The sequence below is a fragment of the Parasphingorhabdus sp. genome, from assembly GCF_036568145.1.
GTDB lineage: Bacteria > Pseudomonadota > Alphaproteobacteria > Sphingomonadales > Sphingomonadaceae > Parasphingorhabdus.
This window is the reverse complement of record NZ_DATCTC010000031.1, coordinates 136,681-155,875: the sequence shown is the minus strand read 5'-3', so window position 1 is coordinate 155,875 and position 19,195 is coordinate 136,681. Positions and strand designations below refer to the sequence as shown.

11 protein-coding genes and 1 tRNA gene are annotated in these 19,195 nt (G+C 52.5%); 6 read left to right on the top strand and 6 right to left on the bottom strand.

Annotated elements, in window-relative coordinates:
* Together VIN76_RS12260 and VIN76_RS12255 are read right to left on the bottom strand one after the other, a co-directional pair.
* Entirely contained in the window at nucleotides 1-4,683 is a 4,683-nt protein-coding gene (locus tag VIN76_RS12260; protein ID WP_332042138.1) for an NAD-glutamate dehydrogenase, read from the bottom strand.
* Nucleotides 4,684-4,868: 185 nt separating this feature from the next.
* Complete coding sequence (locus VIN76_RS12255; RefSeq protein ID WP_332042137.1) at nucleotides 4,869-6,182, bottom strand: hypothetical protein; 1,314 nt, start codon at nucleotides 6,180-6,182, stop codon at nucleotides 4,869-4,871.
* A gap of 226 nt (nucleotides 6,183-6,408) precedes the next feature.
* Between VIN76_RS12255 and VIN76_RS12250 the strand changes: the two genes are divergently transcribed.
* Together VIN76_RS12250 and VIN76_RS12245 are read left to right on the top strand one after the other, a co-directional pair.
* Nucleotides 6,409-6,484 (top strand) — tRNA-Thr (locus tag VIN76_RS12250).
* A 361-nt stretch (nucleotides 6,485-6,845) separates the two neighbouring features.
* The gene (locus tag VIN76_RS12245) at nucleotides 6,846-8,369 is read left to right on the top strand and encodes an acyl-CoA carboxylase subunit beta (RefSeq protein ID WP_332042136.1); all 1,524 of its coding nucleotides are present in this window, start codon (nucleotides 6,846-6,848) and stop codon (nucleotides 8,367-8,369) included.
* Between the two features lie 44 nt (nucleotides 8,370-8,413).
* On the opposite strand, the gene VIN76_RS12240 is transcribed toward VIN76_RS12245, so the two are convergent.
* From VIN76_RS12240 to VIN76_RS12225, 4 genes are all read right to left on the bottom strand, one after another.
* On the bottom strand, nucleotides 8,414-10,222 hold the full coding sequence (locus VIN76_RS12240) for an ABC transporter ATP-binding protein/permease (RefSeq protein ID WP_332042135.1): 1,809 nt from the start codon (nucleotides 10,220-10,222) through the stop codon (nucleotides 8,414-8,416).
* A gap of 108 nt (nucleotides 10,223-10,330) precedes the next feature.
* On the bottom strand, nucleotides 10,331-10,618 hold the full coding sequence (locus VIN76_RS12235; RefSeq protein WP_332042134.1) for a hypothetical protein: 288 nt from the start codon (nucleotides 10,616-10,618) through the stop codon (nucleotides 10,331-10,333).
* A gap of 73 nt (nucleotides 10,619-10,691) precedes the next feature.
* Nucleotides 10,692-12,215 (bottom strand): fumarate hydratase, encoded by a 1,524-nt coding sequence (locus VIN76_RS12230; RefSeq protein ID WP_332042133.1) that lies wholly within the window; start codon nucleotides 12,213-12,215, stop codon nucleotides 10,692-10,694.
* 101 nt (nucleotides 12,216-12,316) lie between these two features.
* On the bottom strand, nucleotides 12,317-13,351 hold the full coding sequence (locus VIN76_RS12225) for a rod shape-determining protein (protein ID WP_332042132.1): 1,035 nt from the start codon (nucleotides 13,349-13,351) through the stop codon (nucleotides 12,317-12,319).
* Nucleotides 13,352-14,072: 721 nt separating this feature from the next.
* On the opposite strand from VIN76_RS12225, the gene VIN76_RS12220 reads away from it, so the two are divergent.
* The 4 genes from VIN76_RS12220 (at nucleotide 14,073) to VIN76_RS12205 (ending at nucleotide 18,323) form a co-directional block, all read left to right on the top strand.
* Nucleotides 14,073-16,127 (top strand): ribonucleoside-diphosphate reductase subunit alpha, encoded by a 2,055-nt coding sequence (locus tag VIN76_RS12220; RefSeq protein ID WP_332042131.1) that lies wholly within the window; start codon nucleotides 14,073-14,075, stop codon nucleotides 16,125-16,127.
* Between the two features lie 167 nt (nucleotides 16,128-16,294).
* On the top strand, nucleotides 16,295-17,350 hold the full coding sequence (locus tag VIN76_RS12215) for a ribonucleotide-diphosphate reductase subunit beta (RefSeq protein WP_332042130.1): 1,056 nt from the start codon (nucleotides 16,295-16,297) through the stop codon (nucleotides 17,348-17,350).
* A gap of 63 nt (nucleotides 17,351-17,413) precedes the next feature.
* Nucleotides 17,414-17,743, top strand: coding sequence for a hypothetical protein (locus VIN76_RS12210; RefSeq protein ID WP_332042129.1), 330 nt, complete (start codon nucleotides 17,414-17,416; stop codon nucleotides 17,741-17,743).
* Complete coding sequence (locus tag VIN76_RS12205; RefSeq protein ID WP_332042128.1) at nucleotides 17,724-18,323, top strand: helix-turn-helix transcriptional regulator; 600 nt, start codon at nucleotides 17,724-17,726, stop codon at nucleotides 18,321-18,323. The genes VIN76_RS12210 and VIN76_RS12205 overlap by 20 nt, the downstream gene beginning before the upstream one ends.
* The last annotated feature ends 872 nt before the right edge of the window (nucleotides 18,324-19,195 follow it).

Sequence of the window (19,195 nt, the reverse complement as noted above, 5' to 3'; positions counted from 1 at the left end):
CTAACGGCTCAGCAATATCCGCGCTTGCCCCGCGATTTGCGCCAGCATGGCTAAGGATGGTTGTGCCGCCAGTTTAGCGCGTTCTACAATATGTCGGAATTGCTCTATACGCGCCGTATTTTTGTCGGTCCAGCTTTCCAGAAAATGATCTAAGTCCTTGCTGCGGGACCGTTTGAAAAAGTCGAGCCGCATCTGTTGAAAATCGCGGGCAAGACCCGCTACCAGCAAGCGATCCCATGGGTCGGACGGGTTCATCCGCGTTGCCGTCAATTGTGCCCAGTCCAGACCCAGAAGGTTGCCCAATTTTGTGAAAGCTGCGGCAACTTCAACAGCATCGATGTCACGGATTTTACCCAGATATGCGATACCGGCTGCGCCATCATTTTTATAGAGTTGTGCGATTTTTTGCGCGATTTCCTTGGTGGCACCGGCCTCAATCAACAGGCTGGTCTGCTGAGTGGCCACCAACTGACCATGAGTAGTGATCAAGTCATCGGCATTTTCGTTCAGTTTCTTCACACCGGGTGCCAGCATTTCCACCGCTTTGTCGATGGCGCCTTGCGACAGACCCATACGCATTAAGTCGGCCATATGAGAGCGAAGCACATACGCGAACCGGTCGAATAGCAGCAAGCGGACATCCTCACCAATTTTGGCGTTTTCGAGCGAAGCCCAGATTTCCTCAGCGTGAAATAACCGTTCTGCCATGACGAATGCGGCGGCGACCTCCCCTAGGGGAGCTCCCTCTTCCTCCGCTAATTCAAACGGATCAATCAGGCCAAGCCGGTTAATCATCCGGTTCGCCAATTTTGTTGCAATAATCTCTTTACGCAGCTGATGATTCAGGACGACATCTTTATGCTTTTTCTGCATCACAGCCGGAAATGCGTTGAGTAATTCGCTATCCAGCGCAGGATCGTCACCTAAATTGCTATTTTCGATAGCATCCTGCAACGCGAGTTTAGCAGTAGAAATAAGCACGGCGAGTTCCGGCCGAAACAGTCCGCGATCTTCCTGAGCACGGCGGTACAGGTCCTCGTTGGATGCAAGTCCCTCCACCGCACGGTCAAGTACTCCTTTCTCCTCCAGAAGTTCAATGATCCGGATATAGGAGGGCAGAGTCTTCTTGCCCCCCATTTCGGCGATAGATAGGCCGAGCGCCTGAAGACGGTTATCTTCGAGCACCAGGGCACTAACATCATCTGTCATCGCGTGGAGCAGCTTGTTACGAGCAGCAGGGGTCAATTTGTCATTTGCCATTTCGGCGTTGAGAGCAATCTTGATATTTACTTCATTATCTGAGCAATCGACGCCGGCGCTATTATCTATAAAGTCGGCATTGATCCGCCCCCCGTGCCTGGCAAACGTGATGCGCCCCGCTTGGGTGACGCCCAAATTGGCACCTTCCCCGATGACTTTGACCCGCAATTGATTGGCGTCGACCCGGATATTGTCGTTGGAGGGATCGCCCACTTCAACATGGTTCTGGCTTGGTGCCTTGATATATGTGCCAATACCGCCAAACCACAGCAAGTCAGCATTGCTGGTCAGGATGGCCTTGATAAGCTGAGTTGGTGTTACTTCCTTTTCATCGGAAAGGCCGACAAGCTCAGCAATTTTTCGATTGATTTTTAATTTTTTCGAATGGCGGGAGAAAACAGCTCCGCCCTTGGAAATCAGGCTTTTGTCATAATCATCCCAACTGGAGCCGGGGAGGCCGAAGAGCCGTTTACGTTCTTTCCAGCTTGTCGCCGGATCAGGGTCCGGGTCAATAAAGATATGGCGATGGTCAAAGGCTGCAACCACACGGATTGATTTGGACAGTAACATGCCATTGCCAAATACATCGCCTGACATATCGCCAACCCCAACAACGGAGATGGAGTCTTTTTGAACATTGATTCCCATTTCGGCAAAATGTCGCTGGACCGAAATCCAGGCGCCGCGTGCGGTAATGCCCATGGCTTTATGGTCATAGCCATTGCTGCCACCGCTCGCGAAGGCATCGCCTAACCAAAAATCATTTTCGATCGCAATAGTGTTGGCAATATCGGAAAAACTGGCAGTACCTTTATCCGCTGCGACCACGAAATAAGGATCATTATCGTCCAGGCGAACGACCTGCTTGGGGGGAACAATCACACCATCCTTGATATTGTCGGTGATCGACAACAGCGCTCGAATGAATATCTTATAAGATTCTTTACCCTCTTCGATAAAGGCTGCCCGGTCATCAGGGGGGGGCAATTGCTTGGCATAGAAGCCGCCCTTCGCACCAGCCGGAACAATCACCGCATTTTTCACCCGCTGGGCTTTCATAAGTCCTAGAATTTCAGTGCGAAAATCATCGCGCCGATCCGACCATCGCAGTCCGCCGCGCGCAACGGGGCCAGAACGCAGGTGGATACCCTCAATTCGCGGGCTGTAAACAAATATCTCGCGCCATGGCACTGGTGCGGGAAGATCGGGAATTTTCGCTCCCTCAATTTTGAAAGCCAAGGCTTCACTACTCTGGGGCGCAAAAGCATTGGTTCGCAAAATCGATTCAATCACCGCGCGGAACAGACGTAATATGCGGTCATCATCTATACTAACGACTTTGATCAGGCCACTGTCGATAGCTTTTGTGGCTTCTGCGGTGAGCTTTTCTCGATCTCCGTCAAAATCCGGATCGTGCAATGTCGTGAATAACCGGACCATTGCGCGTGTTACATTTCCGGCCTCGGCAAGCACCTCAACTACGGTGTTCATGCCATAGCTCATTCCGGTTTGGCGCAAATAGCGGAACCATGCCCTGATCCAGACTGTTGATCTGGCGCTGATTCCTGTCGTCGTGATCAGCTGGTTAAAACTGTCATTCTCTGCGCTGCCTTCCAAGACATCCGTTATGGCGTCTTGTATTTCGGATGCCCGTGCAATTAAATCATCACGGGTGTCGGGATTGCGCAGAGCCAGTTGGAAATCATGAATGTAACCCAAGCGGCCTTCATCCAGCGGCGTCGGCATTTCTTCCATCACTGAAAAGCCAAAATTCTCTAGTGTCGGAACAGCATCCGACAAAGGTAAAACGCCGCCAAGGTGATAGATTTTCAAGCGCAGTACATGATCTGCATCGCCCTCCAACCGATAAAGCCGCGTAGATTTTTTGCCGCCACGTTCCAGTTGAAAAAGCCTCATGATATCGAGGGCGGCTTCTTTCTCGCCATAGGTGGATTGATAGACAGACGAAAAACAATGGGCATAGCGCTGGGCAAGGACCGCGGCACGATTGTCCGGTACCATTTCGCTAAGATAGGCTTCCACTTTGGGCCGCCAGCCGCGGATTATATTTTCCAATTGCCGGTCAAGCGCTTCAGGATCAGGAATTTTACTCTGCGCGCCCATATCCAGGATATAGCGCAGCGAAGAAACCCCGCCTTCTTCCAATGTGTTCGACCAGCTTAGAATCCTGGCACCTGTCGCCTCTGTCAAAAGCGCCTCGATATTCTTGCGCCGTCCTGTGGATATCTGTTCGCGCGGTAACCAGATGAATGCAAAAAGATGGCGATTGAGCGGCGACATGACGCTATGCAATTTTGGTCGTGGGCGATCAATCAGCGACATGGAAATCAGGGACAATTTCTCAAGATCTTCCTGCTGAAATGTAATCAGGAGATCATGGGGCAGGGTGGTGAGTGCGTGGGTAAGGGACTTGCCTGCATGGCCAGCGGGGGAAAATTCGAATTTGTTGAAAAGATTGGTCATCTGCGCCCGCAGGACGGGCACCTCTTCTGGCGGTGCGGCCAAAGCAGAGCTGGTCCAAAGGCCAGCAGTCATGGAAAGGCCGATGATCGCATCTTTTTCCAGCACGGGCACTATGATGATATCCATCAATACGTGCCGGTGAACCGTGGATATCTGATTGGATTTGATAATCAACGGTGCCTGGCCGCCCGCTTTGAACCAGTCAAAGGCGCGTTTCTGGCTCTCTTGGGAAAGTACGGGCTCTTCCCGCATCCGGGAGACGCCCAGCCGGTTCGTGCGCTCACCTTTTTTGTCTAATGTTTCATGCGCCAACAGAGTGAAGTTCCTGTCGAGGAACCAATGCAGCAAAGCGGTTCCCTCTCTCTCCGGAAGGCTGTTCGCATCTTCACCCAATGTGATCTGCAATTTTTGCCAGTCATTAACAGCAGCAGCCACATCGTCCAGATTGCTGAGGAGCAACTTTTCCAGATCGCGGCGCTTTTTTGCTTCAGTGCGTTCCAGTTCGATATAGATAATTGATTCGCGGCTTGCTCCACTCGCCGGGTCATCGGAAATGGCTTTGAGCTTGCCCTTGGCGTCTCTTTCTACGCCGATTACCGGGTGGATAAGTCGTTCGATGTTCAGGCCAAAGTCCGCGATTGTGGCACATACCGAATCGACCAGAAACGGCATATCATCGTTGATAATGGCCAGCCGCAAATGTCTCCGGCCTTTGGCGCTGATTACGCTTTCCAATGCTAACGCCGGTTGGGAGCCTTCCCGGTGCAAGCCGTAATCCAGAACGAAATGAACAGCCTCTTTATAGGCCTTTTCATTCATTCCTGTACTTTCGCCCGGTAACGCACTTTCCTGAAAAGCGGCAACTAATGCTTTTTCAAGCTTTGTGTCAGCTGCCGAGGACGTGCCTTTTGCTGCTTTTGCCTTACGGTTACCGGCCATGTTGTTCCCCAAAAAGTTCCAGTGAGAATTTGATTTCCACCTGTTTGAGTTATGTATGGTCCTATTATCGGCATTGCTCAAGGCGATTGGCCGGCAATCACGAGGGGGAGTGACAATTATCCGGCAAGCGTGGCATATTAGTTACATATGAAACCAGCCAACATGATCGTTGCCCGATATAAAAACTAAAGACTGGTCTGTTTCAGCGCCTTGGCCGTCAGCTTTTCGTCACCCAAAACCGGTCCGACAATGGAAAGCTGTCCGCTATCTTCGCGCCGCGCGAGGAGCACAACAAACTCTGCATCGCCCGCATCAATCTCGGCCAGTTGACGGCTTGGCGCTTTGCGGAGCCGTTCCAGAACATCGCCATTTTGAACGACATTTTTGGGCGATTTCCGTTTGGCTTTACGTGCATCTCTTTCCGCGTAGACAACAGCTTTCAAACCGCCGTCATAATTTTCGAGATAGACGGAAAGCGCGCCTTTGGCGATGTTTTCCTGTTTCGCAAAGCGCAAGGCGGCGGCATATTCGGTCAGTCTGGTCTTGTCATAATCCGCGCCAAAAACCAATTTGACGATAGGCGTCATCGGTGCACGTGCCTGAGTCTTCAAGCCCGAATCTTTAAGCAGTTCAGCATAATCTTCCGGATAGACCTGCGTCATGAGATAGAAATCATAAGCTCTGCCAATGGCATTATAAAGGGCGGTACGGCTGCGCTGCTCGTTATGTGCTGCATTGTCTGCGCTGTTGCGTGCGGCGGCGAACCAGTCGGCAAGACCGGCATCTTCATCGGGCTGGTCGCTAAAGCTATCCAGATCAAATCGGTTAGCGCCGGTATCCAGCTGGTTGGAGGTTGGTCCGTCGGCCCAGATCGGCCCGGCCTCGGTTTTTGCGGGAGAAGAGCGCATGGCCTCTGCTACCTGGTCTTCAAGTTCCTTCGCATAGTCGTCGGCGACGGCCTCTTTCCAGTTTATCACACCGTAGATGAAATCGATTGTCTCATCGTCAGTTGAAAAGGGTAAAAGTATGCCGCGATACAGGATCGTCTTGCCCCTTTGATTGACAAATTCGGCTTCAAATCCGATCGGTGCCTGATTGGCTATGATCTGTAGATAGTGATCCGTAACCCGCGACAGGAGCGACCGTGCAGGAACCTGATCGACCGTTTTGATCGTTTCATCCAGGTCACATTCCCGGCGCAAGGCCTTGCCAAGAAACTGGATTGCCGGATTTTCAAGACCGCCCGTAAAATCAAGCAGGACACTGTTGGGCCCAAAGTCATTATCGGTTTCCGGTGTCAGGTCTTCGACGCTGGGAAATTGCCGATCACCCAGCAATCCGGCCCAGAAATTATAGGCTCGCACATGCATGCGCCGCTCGTCCTGGCCAATGGCTGGCGGAGTTTCGGTTGTCACATCTTCATCTTCATAGGTGATGTAATCAGGGTCCATGCCGCTGCCCAGACCACTATTGTCATTAGAATTTCGAAGATTTTCCATGCCCGGTCCTACCAATTTGATCCGTTCTCACCCTATTCCGAGCCGTTTTGCGCCAGCCATGGTTAATTTCGGGTAAATGATATGAACTATCTGATGCCTGTATCTTGAAAATAGCTGTAAAAGCGCAGCCAATGAAAGACTCAGGCTTGCCACCGGCAAGACCGGCTGTTAAAGGCGCGTCCAATGACCGGTTGGCTGCGCGAAATCCCGCCCTTCCGATTATTAAGCCGCTTTAGCTCAGGTGGTAGAGCACATCATTCGTAATGATGGGGTCAGAGGTTCGAGTCCTCTAAGCGGCACCATTTTCATACCAAGCCGAACGCTAAATATCGTCAGGCGCCGCTATTTCGGTGCTGGATCATCGCGGATGATTCCCGGACTGATAGGATCAAAGTTCACAAAGTTCACACCAAGGAACCGCAGAAATGCGTGTGGAGTGGTATTATAATACCCGTCTGATTTGTGGCTAAACATGTGGGCATGCGCGGGTCAATTTCTGACCGTGGAATCGGACCAGAGTTGTTTTCAGATTATCAAAGAGCCGGGCTGGGCATAAATGATTTGAGGATATGTAGGAAAGCAAAATCCGGACGGATGCCACGTTTATCCACAACAACACGATTCCCGCTTCCCCTTGCTTAATCACTCGGTTAAACCCGTCCTATGACATGGAAGCCGGAAATTGAAGAACTGCGTGAGCGTCAGCGGCTTGCGGAAAAAATGGGCGGTGAGGAAAAAGTCTCTCGCCAGCATGGGCGCGGCAAGCTGGATGCGCGGGCGCGGATTGCCGGGATTGTGGATGCGGGGTCTTTCCGCGAAATCGGCAAGATTGCCGGGCGCGGGACTTATAATGACAAGGGTGAGTTCGAGGATTTCGCGCCGAGCAACCTGATCTTTGGCCGCGCCAATGTCGAAGGGCGCCCGGTGGTGGCCAGCGCCGATGATTTTACCGTCAGGGGCGGCGCAGCCGATGCCGCGCTGCACCGCAAGTTCGTCCAGTGCGAGAAAATGGCGCATACATTGGGCATCCCGATGATCCGGATGATCGATGGCACGGGCGGCGGTGGCTCTGTCAAATCACTGGAAGACATGGGCTTTACCTATGTTCCGGCGGTTCCGGGCTGGGAAGATATTATCAAGAATCAGGAAACGGTTCCGGTGGTTGCGCTGGCGCTGGGTCCAACGGCGGGCATGGGCGCGGCGCGCACTGTGGCCAGCCATTATTCGATCATGGTGCGCGGACTTTCCCAATTATTTGCCGCCGGTCCAGCGGTTGCGGCGGCAATTGGTGATAGCCTGACCAAGGAAGAACTGGGTGGCAGCGCGATACACACGCGCAACGGCGTGGTTGATGAAGAGGTGGGCAGCGAGGCCGAAGCCTTTGTCACCGCGCGTAAATTTCTGTCATATCTGCCAAGCAATATAAACCAGCGCGCCGAACGTGTGGTCAATGGCGATCCGGCTGACCGCCGCGACGAAAGCCTGCTCTCCGCCGTGCCGCGCGGTGACAAGGAAGTATATTCCATGCGTAAAATCATGGAGGCGGTTTTTGACAAGGGCACAGTGTTTGAAATGGGCAAACGCTGGGGCCGTGCGGCGATTACCGCCTTTGCCCGGCTGGATGGTTATCCGGTTGCGGTGCTGGCCAATGATCCCAGTTTTCTGGGTGGAAGCTGGGAAGCCAAGTCATCGGAAAAGGTCGAACGCTTTGCCAAGCTGGCGGAACAGTTTCGTTTGCCGGTGGTTCATCTGGTCGATAATCCGGGCTTTATGATCGGCGAGGATGCCGAACGCACCGGGACGATCCGCTATGGTGTGCAGGCGATGAACGCGGTTTATAAAGCGACCGTGCCGTGGGCCAGCGTGATTGTGCGCCGCGCATACGGGATTGCGGGAAGCGCCATGTCTAATGCGGAAAGTTTCCAATATCGCTTTGCCTGGCCAAGCGGGGATTGGGGATCGCTGCCCATCGCGGGCGGGCTGGAAGTCGCGTATAAGTCGGATATCGAGGCGTCCGAAGACCCGGCGGCGCGGCTGGCAGAGATTAAGGCCAAGCTCGATCTGGTAACTTCGCCATTCCGCACGGCCGAACAATTTAGCGTGGAGGATATTATCGACCCGCGCGAAACCCGGCCCTTGCTTTGCGAATTTGCCGATCTGGCGTGGCGAAAGCTGTCGGCGGAATAGGTTTTAGACCCGTACCAACCCAATCGTCAGGGGGAAATGAATATCTAAACCTCCTCCATCTGCCGGTCTTCTGCCTGCCGCTGCCACATGTCGGCATAGAGGCCCTTCTTGGCCAGCAGGGCCCGGTGGTTGCCGCGTTCGGCGATGCGGCCTTCGTTCAGGACAATGATCTCGTCCGCGTGGGTGATGGTTGATAAACGGTGCGCGATGATCAGCGTTGTTCGCCGCTCCGAAATTTTAGCCAATGTTGCCTGAATCTCGTCCTCCGTACGGCTGTCGAGTGCCGAGGTGGCTTCGTCCAGTATCAGGATTGGCGGATTTTTGAGCAAGGTGCGCGCAATGGCGACCCGCTGTTTCTCTCCGCCCGAAAGTTTCAGGCCGCGCTCGCCCACCTGCGTGTCATAACCGTGGGGAAGCTTGGCGATGAAGCCATCCAGAGCCGCTCCGCTGGCCGCTTCCTCAATCTCCGCCTGAACCGCTCCGTCGCGGCCATAGCCGATATTATAGCCGATCGTATCGTTGAACAGCACGCTGTCCTGCGGAACGATGCCAATGGCCCGGCGCAGGCTGTCCTGGGTTACGTCCGATATATCCTGACCGTCGATCAATATGCGGCCAGATTTCGGATCATAAAAGCGGAACAACAGGCGCGCGATGGTTGATTTGCCCGCACCCGATGGCCCGACAATCGCCAAGGTGCCGTCGGGCGGAACTTCAAAGCTAAGGCCGTGCAGGATGCTGCGGTCATCATCATAGCCGAACACGACATTTTCAAATGTCACCCTGCCGGAACTGACGTTCAGCTTAGTGGCATCGGGCTTGTCCTGAATTTCCGGATCGGTGTCGATCAGCCGGAACATCGCATCCATATCGACCAGCCCCTGACGAATGGTGCGATAGACCATGCCGAGCATGTCGAGCGGCCGGAACAATTGCATCAAGAGCGTGTTGACCAGCACCAGGTCACCGACAGTAAGCTGGCCCTCGCTCCATCCATAGACGCTGTAAGCCATCGCCCCGACCATAGTGATATTGGTTATCAACGACTGGCCGATATTCAGCAGCCCCAGCGAGTTTTCAGATTTTACGGCTGCGTTGGCCCAATCCTGCATCGCCTGATTATAGCGCTTGGCTTCGCGTTCCTCGGCGGTGAAATATTTCACCGTCTCGTAATTGAGCAGCGCATCGACCGACCGGCCGATGGCGCGGGTGTCCATATCGTTCATTTCGGCGCGCAGCGCGTTGCGCCAGTCCGTCACTTTCCGGGTATAGATGATATAGATCGCCACCATCGCCATGGTCGCCGCGACCAGAGTGAAGCCGAACTTGACCTGAAAAATAATCAGAACAGCCGCCAGCTCGATCACCGTGGGCGCGATATTGAACAGCAGGAAATAGAGCATGATGTCGATGCTCTTTGTCCCGCGCTCGATGACTTTCGTGATTTCGCCGGTGCGGCGGCCCAGATGAAAGCGTAGCGATAACCGGTGCAGGTGGGTGAATACATTGGTCGCCAGGTTCCGTGCGGCTTCCTGTCCGACCTGTTCAAATGCGATATTGCGCAAATTGTCGAACATCACCTGACCAAAACGCGCCAGACCATAAGCTGCGACCAGCGCAAGCAAAACGATCAGCGCCGCTTCGGTGCCAGCGGTCATCCCGTCAATCACCGCCTTATAGGCAAAGGGCATCGACAGCACAGCGCCCTTGGCACAGAGCACCAGAAAACCGGCAATGAGAATTCGCAGCCTGAGGACCGGCTCGTCCTTTGGCCATAAATAGGGCAAAAAGCGCCGGAGCGTCGGGATCATCGGTGGGTCGGCCTGACCCTTTGTGCTGTAATCTGGTGGCATGATGCGGATGTAGGGATGTCAGAGGCGAAAGTCTATGTAGCGATGAAACGGCCGTGACGGGGGCAGGGGCCGGGGAGGAGGCAGAAATATCCGCCTCAGTTTTTCATTTCAACGCCTGTTTGAAAATAACGCATAAGCACCCGCACCGTTAGCGAGTGTGTAGATAACGTAAAAGATGACAGCCATAAGCATTCCCATATTGGCAAATACCAAGGCTGCCAAAAGCATAAGGAACTCTATAATATAGCTGCCATAAGGTCCCAGAAACCTGGTGAAATTGCCCCGCGCTTCGGTGACCATCGGGTGTTTGCTCTCCATCATCGCCTTGTGCATGGCGAAATTGCCGATCCCGCAGATAAAGATGATGAAAACATACATGTAGTTTCTATAGTCCATATTTGCCTGCTTGTCATATTCAGACGTGATATGGTGATATTATATCGTCGCCCCTGCGCAGGGGCGACGATACTTAGACGCCTTCCAGCAAGCCTTCTTTCCGGATCTTTTCCTGCCACACTAATGGCGCGAGGTGGTGGACGCTTTGGCCTTCGGAATCGACAGCGACGGTTACGGGCATATCCTGCACTTCAAATTCGTAAATCGCTTCCATGCCAAGATCTTCAAAGCCTACGACTTTGGACCCTTTGATTGCGCGGCTCACCAGATAGGCGCTGCCGCCCACGGCCATCAGATAGGCGCTTTTATGCTTGCGGATCGACTCGACGGTATCAAGCCCGCGCTCTGCCTTGCCAACCATGGCGAGCAGGCCCTGTTCCAGCATCATGTCGGTAAACTTGTCCATCCGCGTCGCGGTGGTGGGACCGGCAGGGCCGACGACTTCCTCGCCCACAGGATCGACCGGGCCGACATAATATATGACGCGGCCCTTGAATTCGACCGGCAATTCCTCGCCCTTGTCGAGCATGTCCTTGATCCGTTTGTGCGCGGCATCGCGGCCGGTCAGCATTTTGCCGTTGAGCAGCAAGCGGTCGCCATGTTTCCACGATGCAACCTCTGCGGCATCAAGCGTGTCGAGCTGGACACGTTTGGCTTCGGATGATGGCACCCAGTTCACGTCCGGCCATTCATCCAGCTTTGGTGCTTCCAGATAGGCGGGGCCACTGCCATCCAGTGTAAAGTGTGCGTGGCGTGTGGCCGCGCAATTGGGGATCATCGCGACCGGTTTACCCGCCGCGTGGCAAGGCCAGTCGTTGATTTTGACGTCCAATATGGTGGACAATCCGCCAAGTCCCTGCGCCCCGATGCCCAGTGCATTGACCTTGTCAAATATCTCGATACGCAGCTCTTCAATATCGTTACGCGGGCCGCGCTGTTTCAACTGGCCCATATCAATCGGGTCCATCAGCGATTGTTTGGCGAGCAGGACAGCGCGTTCCGCCGTGCCGCCAATCCCGATGCCGAGCATCCCCGGAGGACACCAGCCAGCGCCCATTTGCGGCACCATTTCCAGCACCCAGTCAACAATATTGTCGCTGGGGTTCATCATCTTGAACTTGGATTTATTCTCGCTACCGCCGCCCTTGGCCGCCACGTCGATCGAGACTGTGCTTCCCGGCACCATTTCGACATGCAGCACGGACGGTGTGTTGTCCTTGGTATTGCGGCGGGTGAATGCGGGGTCGGCAAGGATGGAGGCGCGCAGCTTGTTTTCCGGATGCAGATAGGCGCGTCTCACGCCCTCATCGACGATTTCCTGCATGGATTTCGATGTATCGTCCAGGCGGCAGTCCATGCCCCATTTCACGAACACGTTGACGATGCCGGTGTCCTGACAAATTGGCCGGTGTCCCTCTGCGCACATGCGGCTGTTGGTCAATATTTGCGCGATTGCATCTTTGGCCGCGGGGGATTTTTCTGCTTTATAGGCTTCACCCAGTGCCCGGATATAATCCATCGGGTGATAGTAAGAAATAAATTGCAGCGCGTCGGCAACGCTTTCAATCAGGTCGGCTTTTTTAATCGTAACGGTCATTATGGCTCCGGAAATATACTTGATATGCGATCGGGATGCCTTTTGGCGGATATGGTGAAAGTCAGCAAGACTTTGTATGAGCGGGGCACCATTGGAAAGGTTTAGGCGGGTATCAGCGCTCCGCTATACTGCGGATCTTCCATCGCCAGGCCAGCGCCAATGGCGACACAGGTCAGCGGATCGTCGGCAATGGTAACAGCCAGCCCGGTTTCCTCGGCTATATGTTCGTCAATCCGTCCCAAAAGCGCTCCGCCACCGGTCAGGACAATGCCCTGATCAACAATGTCGGCAGCCAGTTCAGGGGCGGTATTTTCCAGCGCATTACGAACGCTTTCGGTTATCTGGCCCACCGGCTCTGCAATGGCATAGGCTATTTCCGCTTCGGTAATGACAATCTTGCGCGGCATTCCCTTTACCAGGTCGCGGCCCTTGATCTGCATTGTCCGCCCCTGGTCGATCGGGCTAACCGCGCTGGCTATTTCATGTTTGATTCTCTCTGCCGTGCTTTCACCGATGGCCAGATTATGCTTGCGGCGGATATGGGACGTGATGGCATCGTCAATCTTGTCGCCGCCCATGCTGCCCGACGTGCTGTAAGCCAGACCTTGCAGGGACAGCACAGCAACCTCCGTCGTTCCGCCGCCAATATCGACCACCATCGTGCCAATGGGCTTTGACACCTCGATGCCTGCGCCAATCGCAGCGGCCATCGGCTCCTCGATGAAAAAGATACGCGAACCACCGGCATTGGAAGCCGCATCCCGTATGGCCCTGCGCTGGACATTGGTCGATCCGGAAGGGATGCAAATCACAATATCAAAGCGCCGCAACAAGCCGGTTTTTTTGCCATGCACCTTGTGGATGAAATGCTTTATCATCTGTTCCGCGACATCCAGATCAGCGATTACACCGTCTTTAAGGGGACGAATGACCGTTATATTGTCGGGTGTTTTACCCATCATCAGCTTGGCATCGCTACCCACTGCACGCACCGTGGTAACGCCGTCATTGGTTTCCAGCGCCACGACCGACGGTTCGTTCAGAACAATGCCCTGGCCACGCAGATAAATCAGAGTATTAGCGGTCCCCAGGTCAATCGCGATGTCATGCGATTGGAGCTTAAAAAAACTACGCATAAATAATGTGATACTTTATAAAGAGAAAGCGCATCTCCGAATGCACTGGATTACGAACATAAAATGACTCTGCCCCAACGGGCCTTCCCTGTCCAGTCAGGCGATGCTGAAAATCGAAATCTTGCTGGTCACAGATGATATAATATGCCTGAAACCGGATTGGCATCAATAGAAGCACTGGCATATTCCCGGGCACCAGATATAGTGTCCCAAGCGCGATTCTCGCACCGGATCACAGGGTATTTGTAAAATTTTTATAAATTGCGTTTCACCCCTTGATATCTCTGGTCATATTATAAGGCCCTAGCAGGTCCACGCGTCGCTGCGTTGCGGCAAGAAATGCCGGGCGATGAAGTGACTCATTTGTGCGACGAGCAGAGTCATTAAAAAGCAATTTACCCTCTTGCATATAATTTTGATTAGGCCACTATAGGTTGTGGTTATGCCGGGGGGATGCACCAACTTATAGTGTTGCTGCATCGGTATTGCCGAATCGGTGGGTGGCTCCCCTTGGCTTGAATCGCAAGTGATTTATTAAGTTTGCGGGCAAAAATAAATGCCCGCCGGGGCTGTAAAAATGTTATGTTCAAATGCTCGGCTTCAAGCAATTGGCCGAGTCGAACAATACAGGAACAAATAGCCCGATGATGGACCGCCAAAAGGCTGGTTTGCGACCAGACTGGTTGGATGGGTGATTAGAATTTGATTAGGGGCTTTTAAGATGGATTTTAGAGATAGTCGGGATGACGCCGGGAATAGTGGTGCGGATATGAGCGAAGGTGATATTGCCGTAGAAGTTTTGGACACTCCAAAGAACACGTCCGAAAGCGCTGCAACAAAAGCGACGGTGAAAGAGCCGCGGGCAAGTAAAAAAGCACAAGCGGAAGCTGATGCTGAAAAACAGAATGACGAAAAAGAGCTGAAAGCCGAGCGCGATAGCCACAGCGTCGAAAAACGGCGCTTCAAGATTGTTCAGGATGATTCGCGCGACGCGTTGCTGACCGATTTTGGCAAGGAAACGCTGCGTGACCGTTACCTGCTTCCTGATGAAAGTTTTCAGGACCTGTTTTCCCGCGTGGCCGATGCCTATGCTGATGATCAGGAGCATGCCCAGCGGCTTTACGATTATATTTCCAAACTCTGGTTCATGCCGGCAACCCCGATATTGTCCAATGGCGGCACGGGGCGCGGCTTGCCGATTTCATGCTATCTGAACAGCGTGGACGACAGCCTTGGCGGGATCGTCAATACCTGGAACGAAAATGTCTGGCTGGCGTCCAAAGGCGGCGGCATCGGTACCTATTGGGGCAATGTCCGCGGCATTGGTGAACCGGTTGGCCTGAATGGCAAAACGTCCGGCATCATTCCGTTTGTGCGGGTGATGGACAGCCTGACGCTGGCTATTTCGCAGGGCAGCTTGCGGCGTGGTTCGGCGGCTTGCTATCTTGATATCGACCATCCGGAAATCGAAGAATTTCTTGAAATCAGAAAGCCTTCCGGTGACTTTAACCGCAAAGCCCTTAACCTGCATCACGGTGTTTTGCTGACCGACGAGTTTATGGAAGCCGTGCGCGATGGCCGGGATATTGACCTGAAATCACCGAAAACCGGTGAAGTGCGCGCCACTGCCAATGCGCGTTCACTCTTCCAGAAACTGGTCGAAACGCGCCTTGCCACGGGTGAGCCTTATATTATTTTCAACGACACGGTGAACCGGATGATGCCAAAGCATCACCGCGATCTGGGTCTGAAAGTATCGACTTCAAACCTATGTTCAGAGATCACACTGCCGACGGGTCGCGATCATTTGGGTGAGGACAGGACGGCGGTGTGTTGCCTGTCCTCCCTCAACCTTGAAAAATGGGACGAGTGGTCGGCGGACAAGGAATTTATCGAGGATGTCATGCGCTTCCTCGACAATGTCCTGCAGGATTATATTGACCGCGCGCCCGATGAAATGGCGCGGGCGAAATATAGCGCCAGCCGCGAACGCAGTGTCGGGCTGGGCGTCATGGGTTTTCACAGCTTTTTGCAGGCACGCGGACTCGGGTTTGAAAGCGCGCTGGCAAAATCGTGGAATCTCAAGATCTTCAAGCATATTTCCGCGAAGGCTTCTGAAGCCAGCATGATGCTTGCCAAGGAACGCGGCCCTTGTCCCGATGCGGCCGATCAGGGCGTGATGGAGCGGTTTTCCTGCAAAATGGCAATCGCGCCAACCGCGTCGATCAGCATCATTTGCGGCGGTGCGTCGGCCTGTATCGAACCGATCCCTGCGAATATCTATACCCACAAAACGCTGTCCGGCAGCTTTGTGGTCAAAAACCCGCATCTGGAAAAATTGCTGCAGGAAAAATCGAAAGACAGCAACAATGTCTGGAACAGCATCCTGGAGCAGGGCGGCAGCGTCCAGCATCTCGACTTCCTCTCTGTCGAGGAAAAGGATGCGTATAAAACCAGCTTTGAAATTGACCAGCGCTGGTTGCTCGAACTCGCGGCCGACCGCACGCCCTTTATTGACCAGGCGCAGTCGCTGAACCTGTTCATTCCGGCGGATGTCGATAAATGGGACTTGCTGATGCTGCATTTCCGCGCATGGGAACTGGGTATCAAATCGCTCTATTATCTGCGTTCGAAATCCATCCAGCGCGCCGGTTTTGCCGGACAGGAACAGGCCATAGCGGGCGGCGTGGAAGCGGATAATACGATTGATCCGAAAAAGGTTGAATTGATGACAGCGGAAACAACCGATTATGACGAATGTCTGGCCTGTCAGTAATTTCGGGCCAGTAATAATTGGGCCCATGATCGGGTTTCTGCTTACTGCCCCCTCCCGTTTTGCTCCTTTAGGGGAGGGGGTTGTTTTTTTAGACGGCGTAAAGGCGTAAATTCCTCTCCCGCTTTTCGGGCGAGGCAAAATAGATGTATGAAAGCGGAGTAAGATAAATGTCACTTCTGGAAGCACGCAAAACTTATAAGCCCTTTGAATATCCCTGGGCCTATGATTTCTGGAAGCGTCAGCAACAGATCCACTGGATGCCGGAAGAGGTGCCCCTGGGTGAGGATTGCCGCGATTGGGCGCAAAAGCTGACCGATCATGAACGCAACCTGCTCACCCAGATTTTCCGCTTCTTTACCCAGGCGGATGTCGAGGTGCAGGATTGCTATCACGACAAATATGGCCGCGTGTTCAAACCGACCGAAATCAAGATGATGCTCACCGCGTTTTCAAACATGGAAACCGTCCACATCGCCGCCTATTCGCACCTGCTCGACACGATCGGCATGCCGGAAAGCGAATATTCGATGTTCCTCGAATATGAAGAGATGAAGGACAAGCACGATTATATGGGCACGTTCGGCGTCGATACTGACGAAGATATTGCCAAGACGCTGGCCATGTTCGGCGGCTTTACCGAAGGATTGCAACTGTTCGCCAGCTTCGCGATGCTGATGAACTTCCCGCGTTTCAACAAGATGAAGGGCATGGGGCAGATTGTGTCATGGTCCGTGCGCGATGAATCGCTGCACTGCGAAGGCATTGTCAAAATGTTCCACACCTTCGTGAAGGAACGCGATTGCCTGACCAAAAATGTCAAAGAAGAAATCATCGACTGCTGCCAGAAAACCGTGCGGCTGGAAGATGCGTTTATCGACCTGGCGTTCAGCGACGGCCCGGTGACCGGCATGACCGCGAAAGAGATTAAACGCTATATCCGCTACATCGCCGACTGGCGCCTGGCGCAGCTGGGATTCCAGCCAATCTACATGATCGAAGACCACCCGCTCCCATGGCTGGCGCCGCTGCTCAACGGTGTCGAGCACGCCAACTTCTTCGAAACCCGCGCCACCGAATATTCCAAAGGCGCCACCCGTGGCAACTGGAACGAAGTATGGGACAGCTTCGACAAACGCAAAGGCAACAAGATCATCGGCATCGAAGCGACGGATAATGACGATGGTGAAGATATGTTCGAACAAGCGGGAGTTGCTGCGGAGTAATATTTCTTGATCAATGATCAATTTTAGTCAATAAGGGTGACGCCAATTTTGAGAGGAAAGCGCATGGCAAAAGGCAAAAAGGCTCTTGCAAGAGAATTTGTCGATTATTGGTTGGAATACCTTGATGGGGACTTCTCATACACGCCCAGCGCCAATCTCGAAATGGTGCAGTCTAAAATTTTCCTACCCGACTTACTGTGGGTATTGGAAAATGGTCAGATTGTTTACTCAACGAAGGAGAACCCACATGACTCACAGTATAAAATTGTCGGTAACACGCTTGATGACGATCCGTTGGAAATAATACTTTCCATCGAGCCAATCGGAAGAGGATTGTGCATAGATCGCGTGGCATGGTTGCTGGAGCAAGACAATGAAGAGGAAACCAACTGAAATTGTTCTTCCAGAATATGAAGCGGATAGCCTTGGAGCACCATTCACAGTTATTCTGAAAAATTCTGTAAGGCAAAAATTAGATGATGAAGGGGAAGTTGAAAAAACCATAATTCCAAACCCAAAAGGGCTACTGCATCAGGTCGCAATAACGCGACTAATTCATCCACAGAAGTTTAGCGGTGAGGATATAAAGTTTATTCGTAAATCGCTGCGGATCAAAGCAAAGGAACTTGCAGAGATGATCTCAGTGACGCCCGAGCATTTGTCTAGATGTGAGACCAATGATCGGGTGCTTTCACCTGGACTCGAGAAGTGTATGAGGTTGTCTATTATTATAGACACTCTCCGTTTTCCTGAAGAAGCTGAAGATAGTGAGAATCAAAAGAAATTTCGTAAATTTCAAGAAGCTTTCTCTCGTCTGCAGGATCTCATTAGGGACATGAGAATTAATCCTGTCCGTAATTCGGATGAAAAACTTTGCTTATGTTTTCACATATCTGACCACGTAAGCAGTGAATTTGATGATGAAGATGAAGATTGGTATGATAATCTGCCGGGCGTCCGTATATACGGATAATTTAAGTGTAGATTTCATCTGAAAAAGCCTGCCAGTCTTTATTGGCAGGCTTTTTTATTGATCATAGGTCAATTTTTACTTGACTATATCCAATAATTCGGCATATTTACTATGCAAAAAGGCGGAGTTGCTGGAACAACTCCGCCTCCTATTAGAAAACTAGCATGATAGCTGCTGATTTTCTGACTAGGTAGAGGGATAAACCTCGACCTTCGCGCGTCGGTCATATCTCTTCGAATGCATTTGTTCAATAGCTATCGGAGAACTGAAAATGCCGCGCTACTACGTCAACAAAAATAACCAACCAAATGGTGATCATGAGGTCCATACCTCTGTCTGCCCATGGCTGCCTCACATAAATAATCAATTATATTTGGGTGACTTCGTATTATGCCAACAGGCAGTAGTTGAAGCTCGCAGATATTATTCGCAAGTAAATGGTTGTTATTATTGCAGCAATGCTTGTCACACAGGCTAGCTTCAGACGGGAATGTTTAGAGTTTTATTTACACTTTTCTGAGGGGAGGTGATTTAATTGTCGAAGAGCAAAACCTTCAAAATTGGCCGGAATGCAAAAACCGGTCGGTTGACAACTGTTCGTGAAGCACAACGCAAGAGTGCTACACACGTCGTAGAACGCATGCCTAAGCCGGGACGTGGTGACACAAAATAATACCTAGGGGGGCTCTATGAGCACCCCTAGGCCAACCCTGCCATAACAGTCTCTCGTCATCCTGAACTTGTTTCAGGATCTCTTGAGATGTGGCGCTTCGTCGAGGATAGATCCCGAAACAAGTTCGGGATGACGAAAGTGAGAGTAAGATGGCGAGCACGGGCCATTCACCGCAAAAATGAGAGTAGGTTGACGCGCA

Coding starts and splice junctions, on each gene's coding strand:
- VIN76_RS12260 (WP_332042138.1), bottom strand. CDS start 4,683: ATGGCCGGTAACCGTAAGGCAAAAGCAGCAAAAGGCACGTCCTCGGCA.
- VIN76_RS12255 (WP_332042137.1), bottom strand. CDS start 6,182: ATGGAAAATCTTCGAAATTCTAATGACAATAGTGGTCTGGGCAGCGGC.
- VIN76_RS12245 (WP_332042136.1), top strand. CDS start 6,846: ATGACATGGAAGCCGGAAATTGAAGAACTGCGTGAGCGTCAGCGGCTT.
- VIN76_RS12240 (WP_332042135.1), bottom strand. CDS start 10,222: ATGCCACCAGATTACAGCACAAAGGGTCAGGCCGACCCACCGATGATC.
- VIN76_RS12235 (WP_332042134.1), bottom strand. CDS start 10,618: ATGGACTATAGAAACTACATGTATGTTTTCATCATCTTTATCTGCGGG.
- VIN76_RS12230 (WP_332042133.1), bottom strand. CDS start 12,215: ATGACCGTTACGATTAAAAAAGCCGACCTGATTGAAAGCGTTGCCGAC.
- VIN76_RS12225 (WP_332042132.1), bottom strand. CDS start 13,351: ATGCGTAGTTTTTTTAAGCTCCAATCGCATGACATCGCGATTGACCTG.
- VIN76_RS12220 (WP_332042131.1), top strand. CDS start 14,073: ATGGATTTTAGAGATAGTCGGGATGACGCCGGGAATAGTGGTGCGGAT.
- VIN76_RS12215 (WP_332042130.1), top strand. CDS start 16,295: ATGTCACTTCTGGAAGCACGCAAAACTTATAAGCCCTTTGAATATCCC.
- VIN76_RS12210 (WP_332042129.1), top strand. CDS start 17,414: ATGGCAAAAGGCAAAAAGGCTCTTGCAAGAGAATTTGTCGATTATTGG.
- VIN76_RS12205 (WP_332042128.1), top strand. CDS start 17,724: ATGAAGAGGAAACCAACTGAAATTGTTCTTCCAGAATATGAAGCGGAT.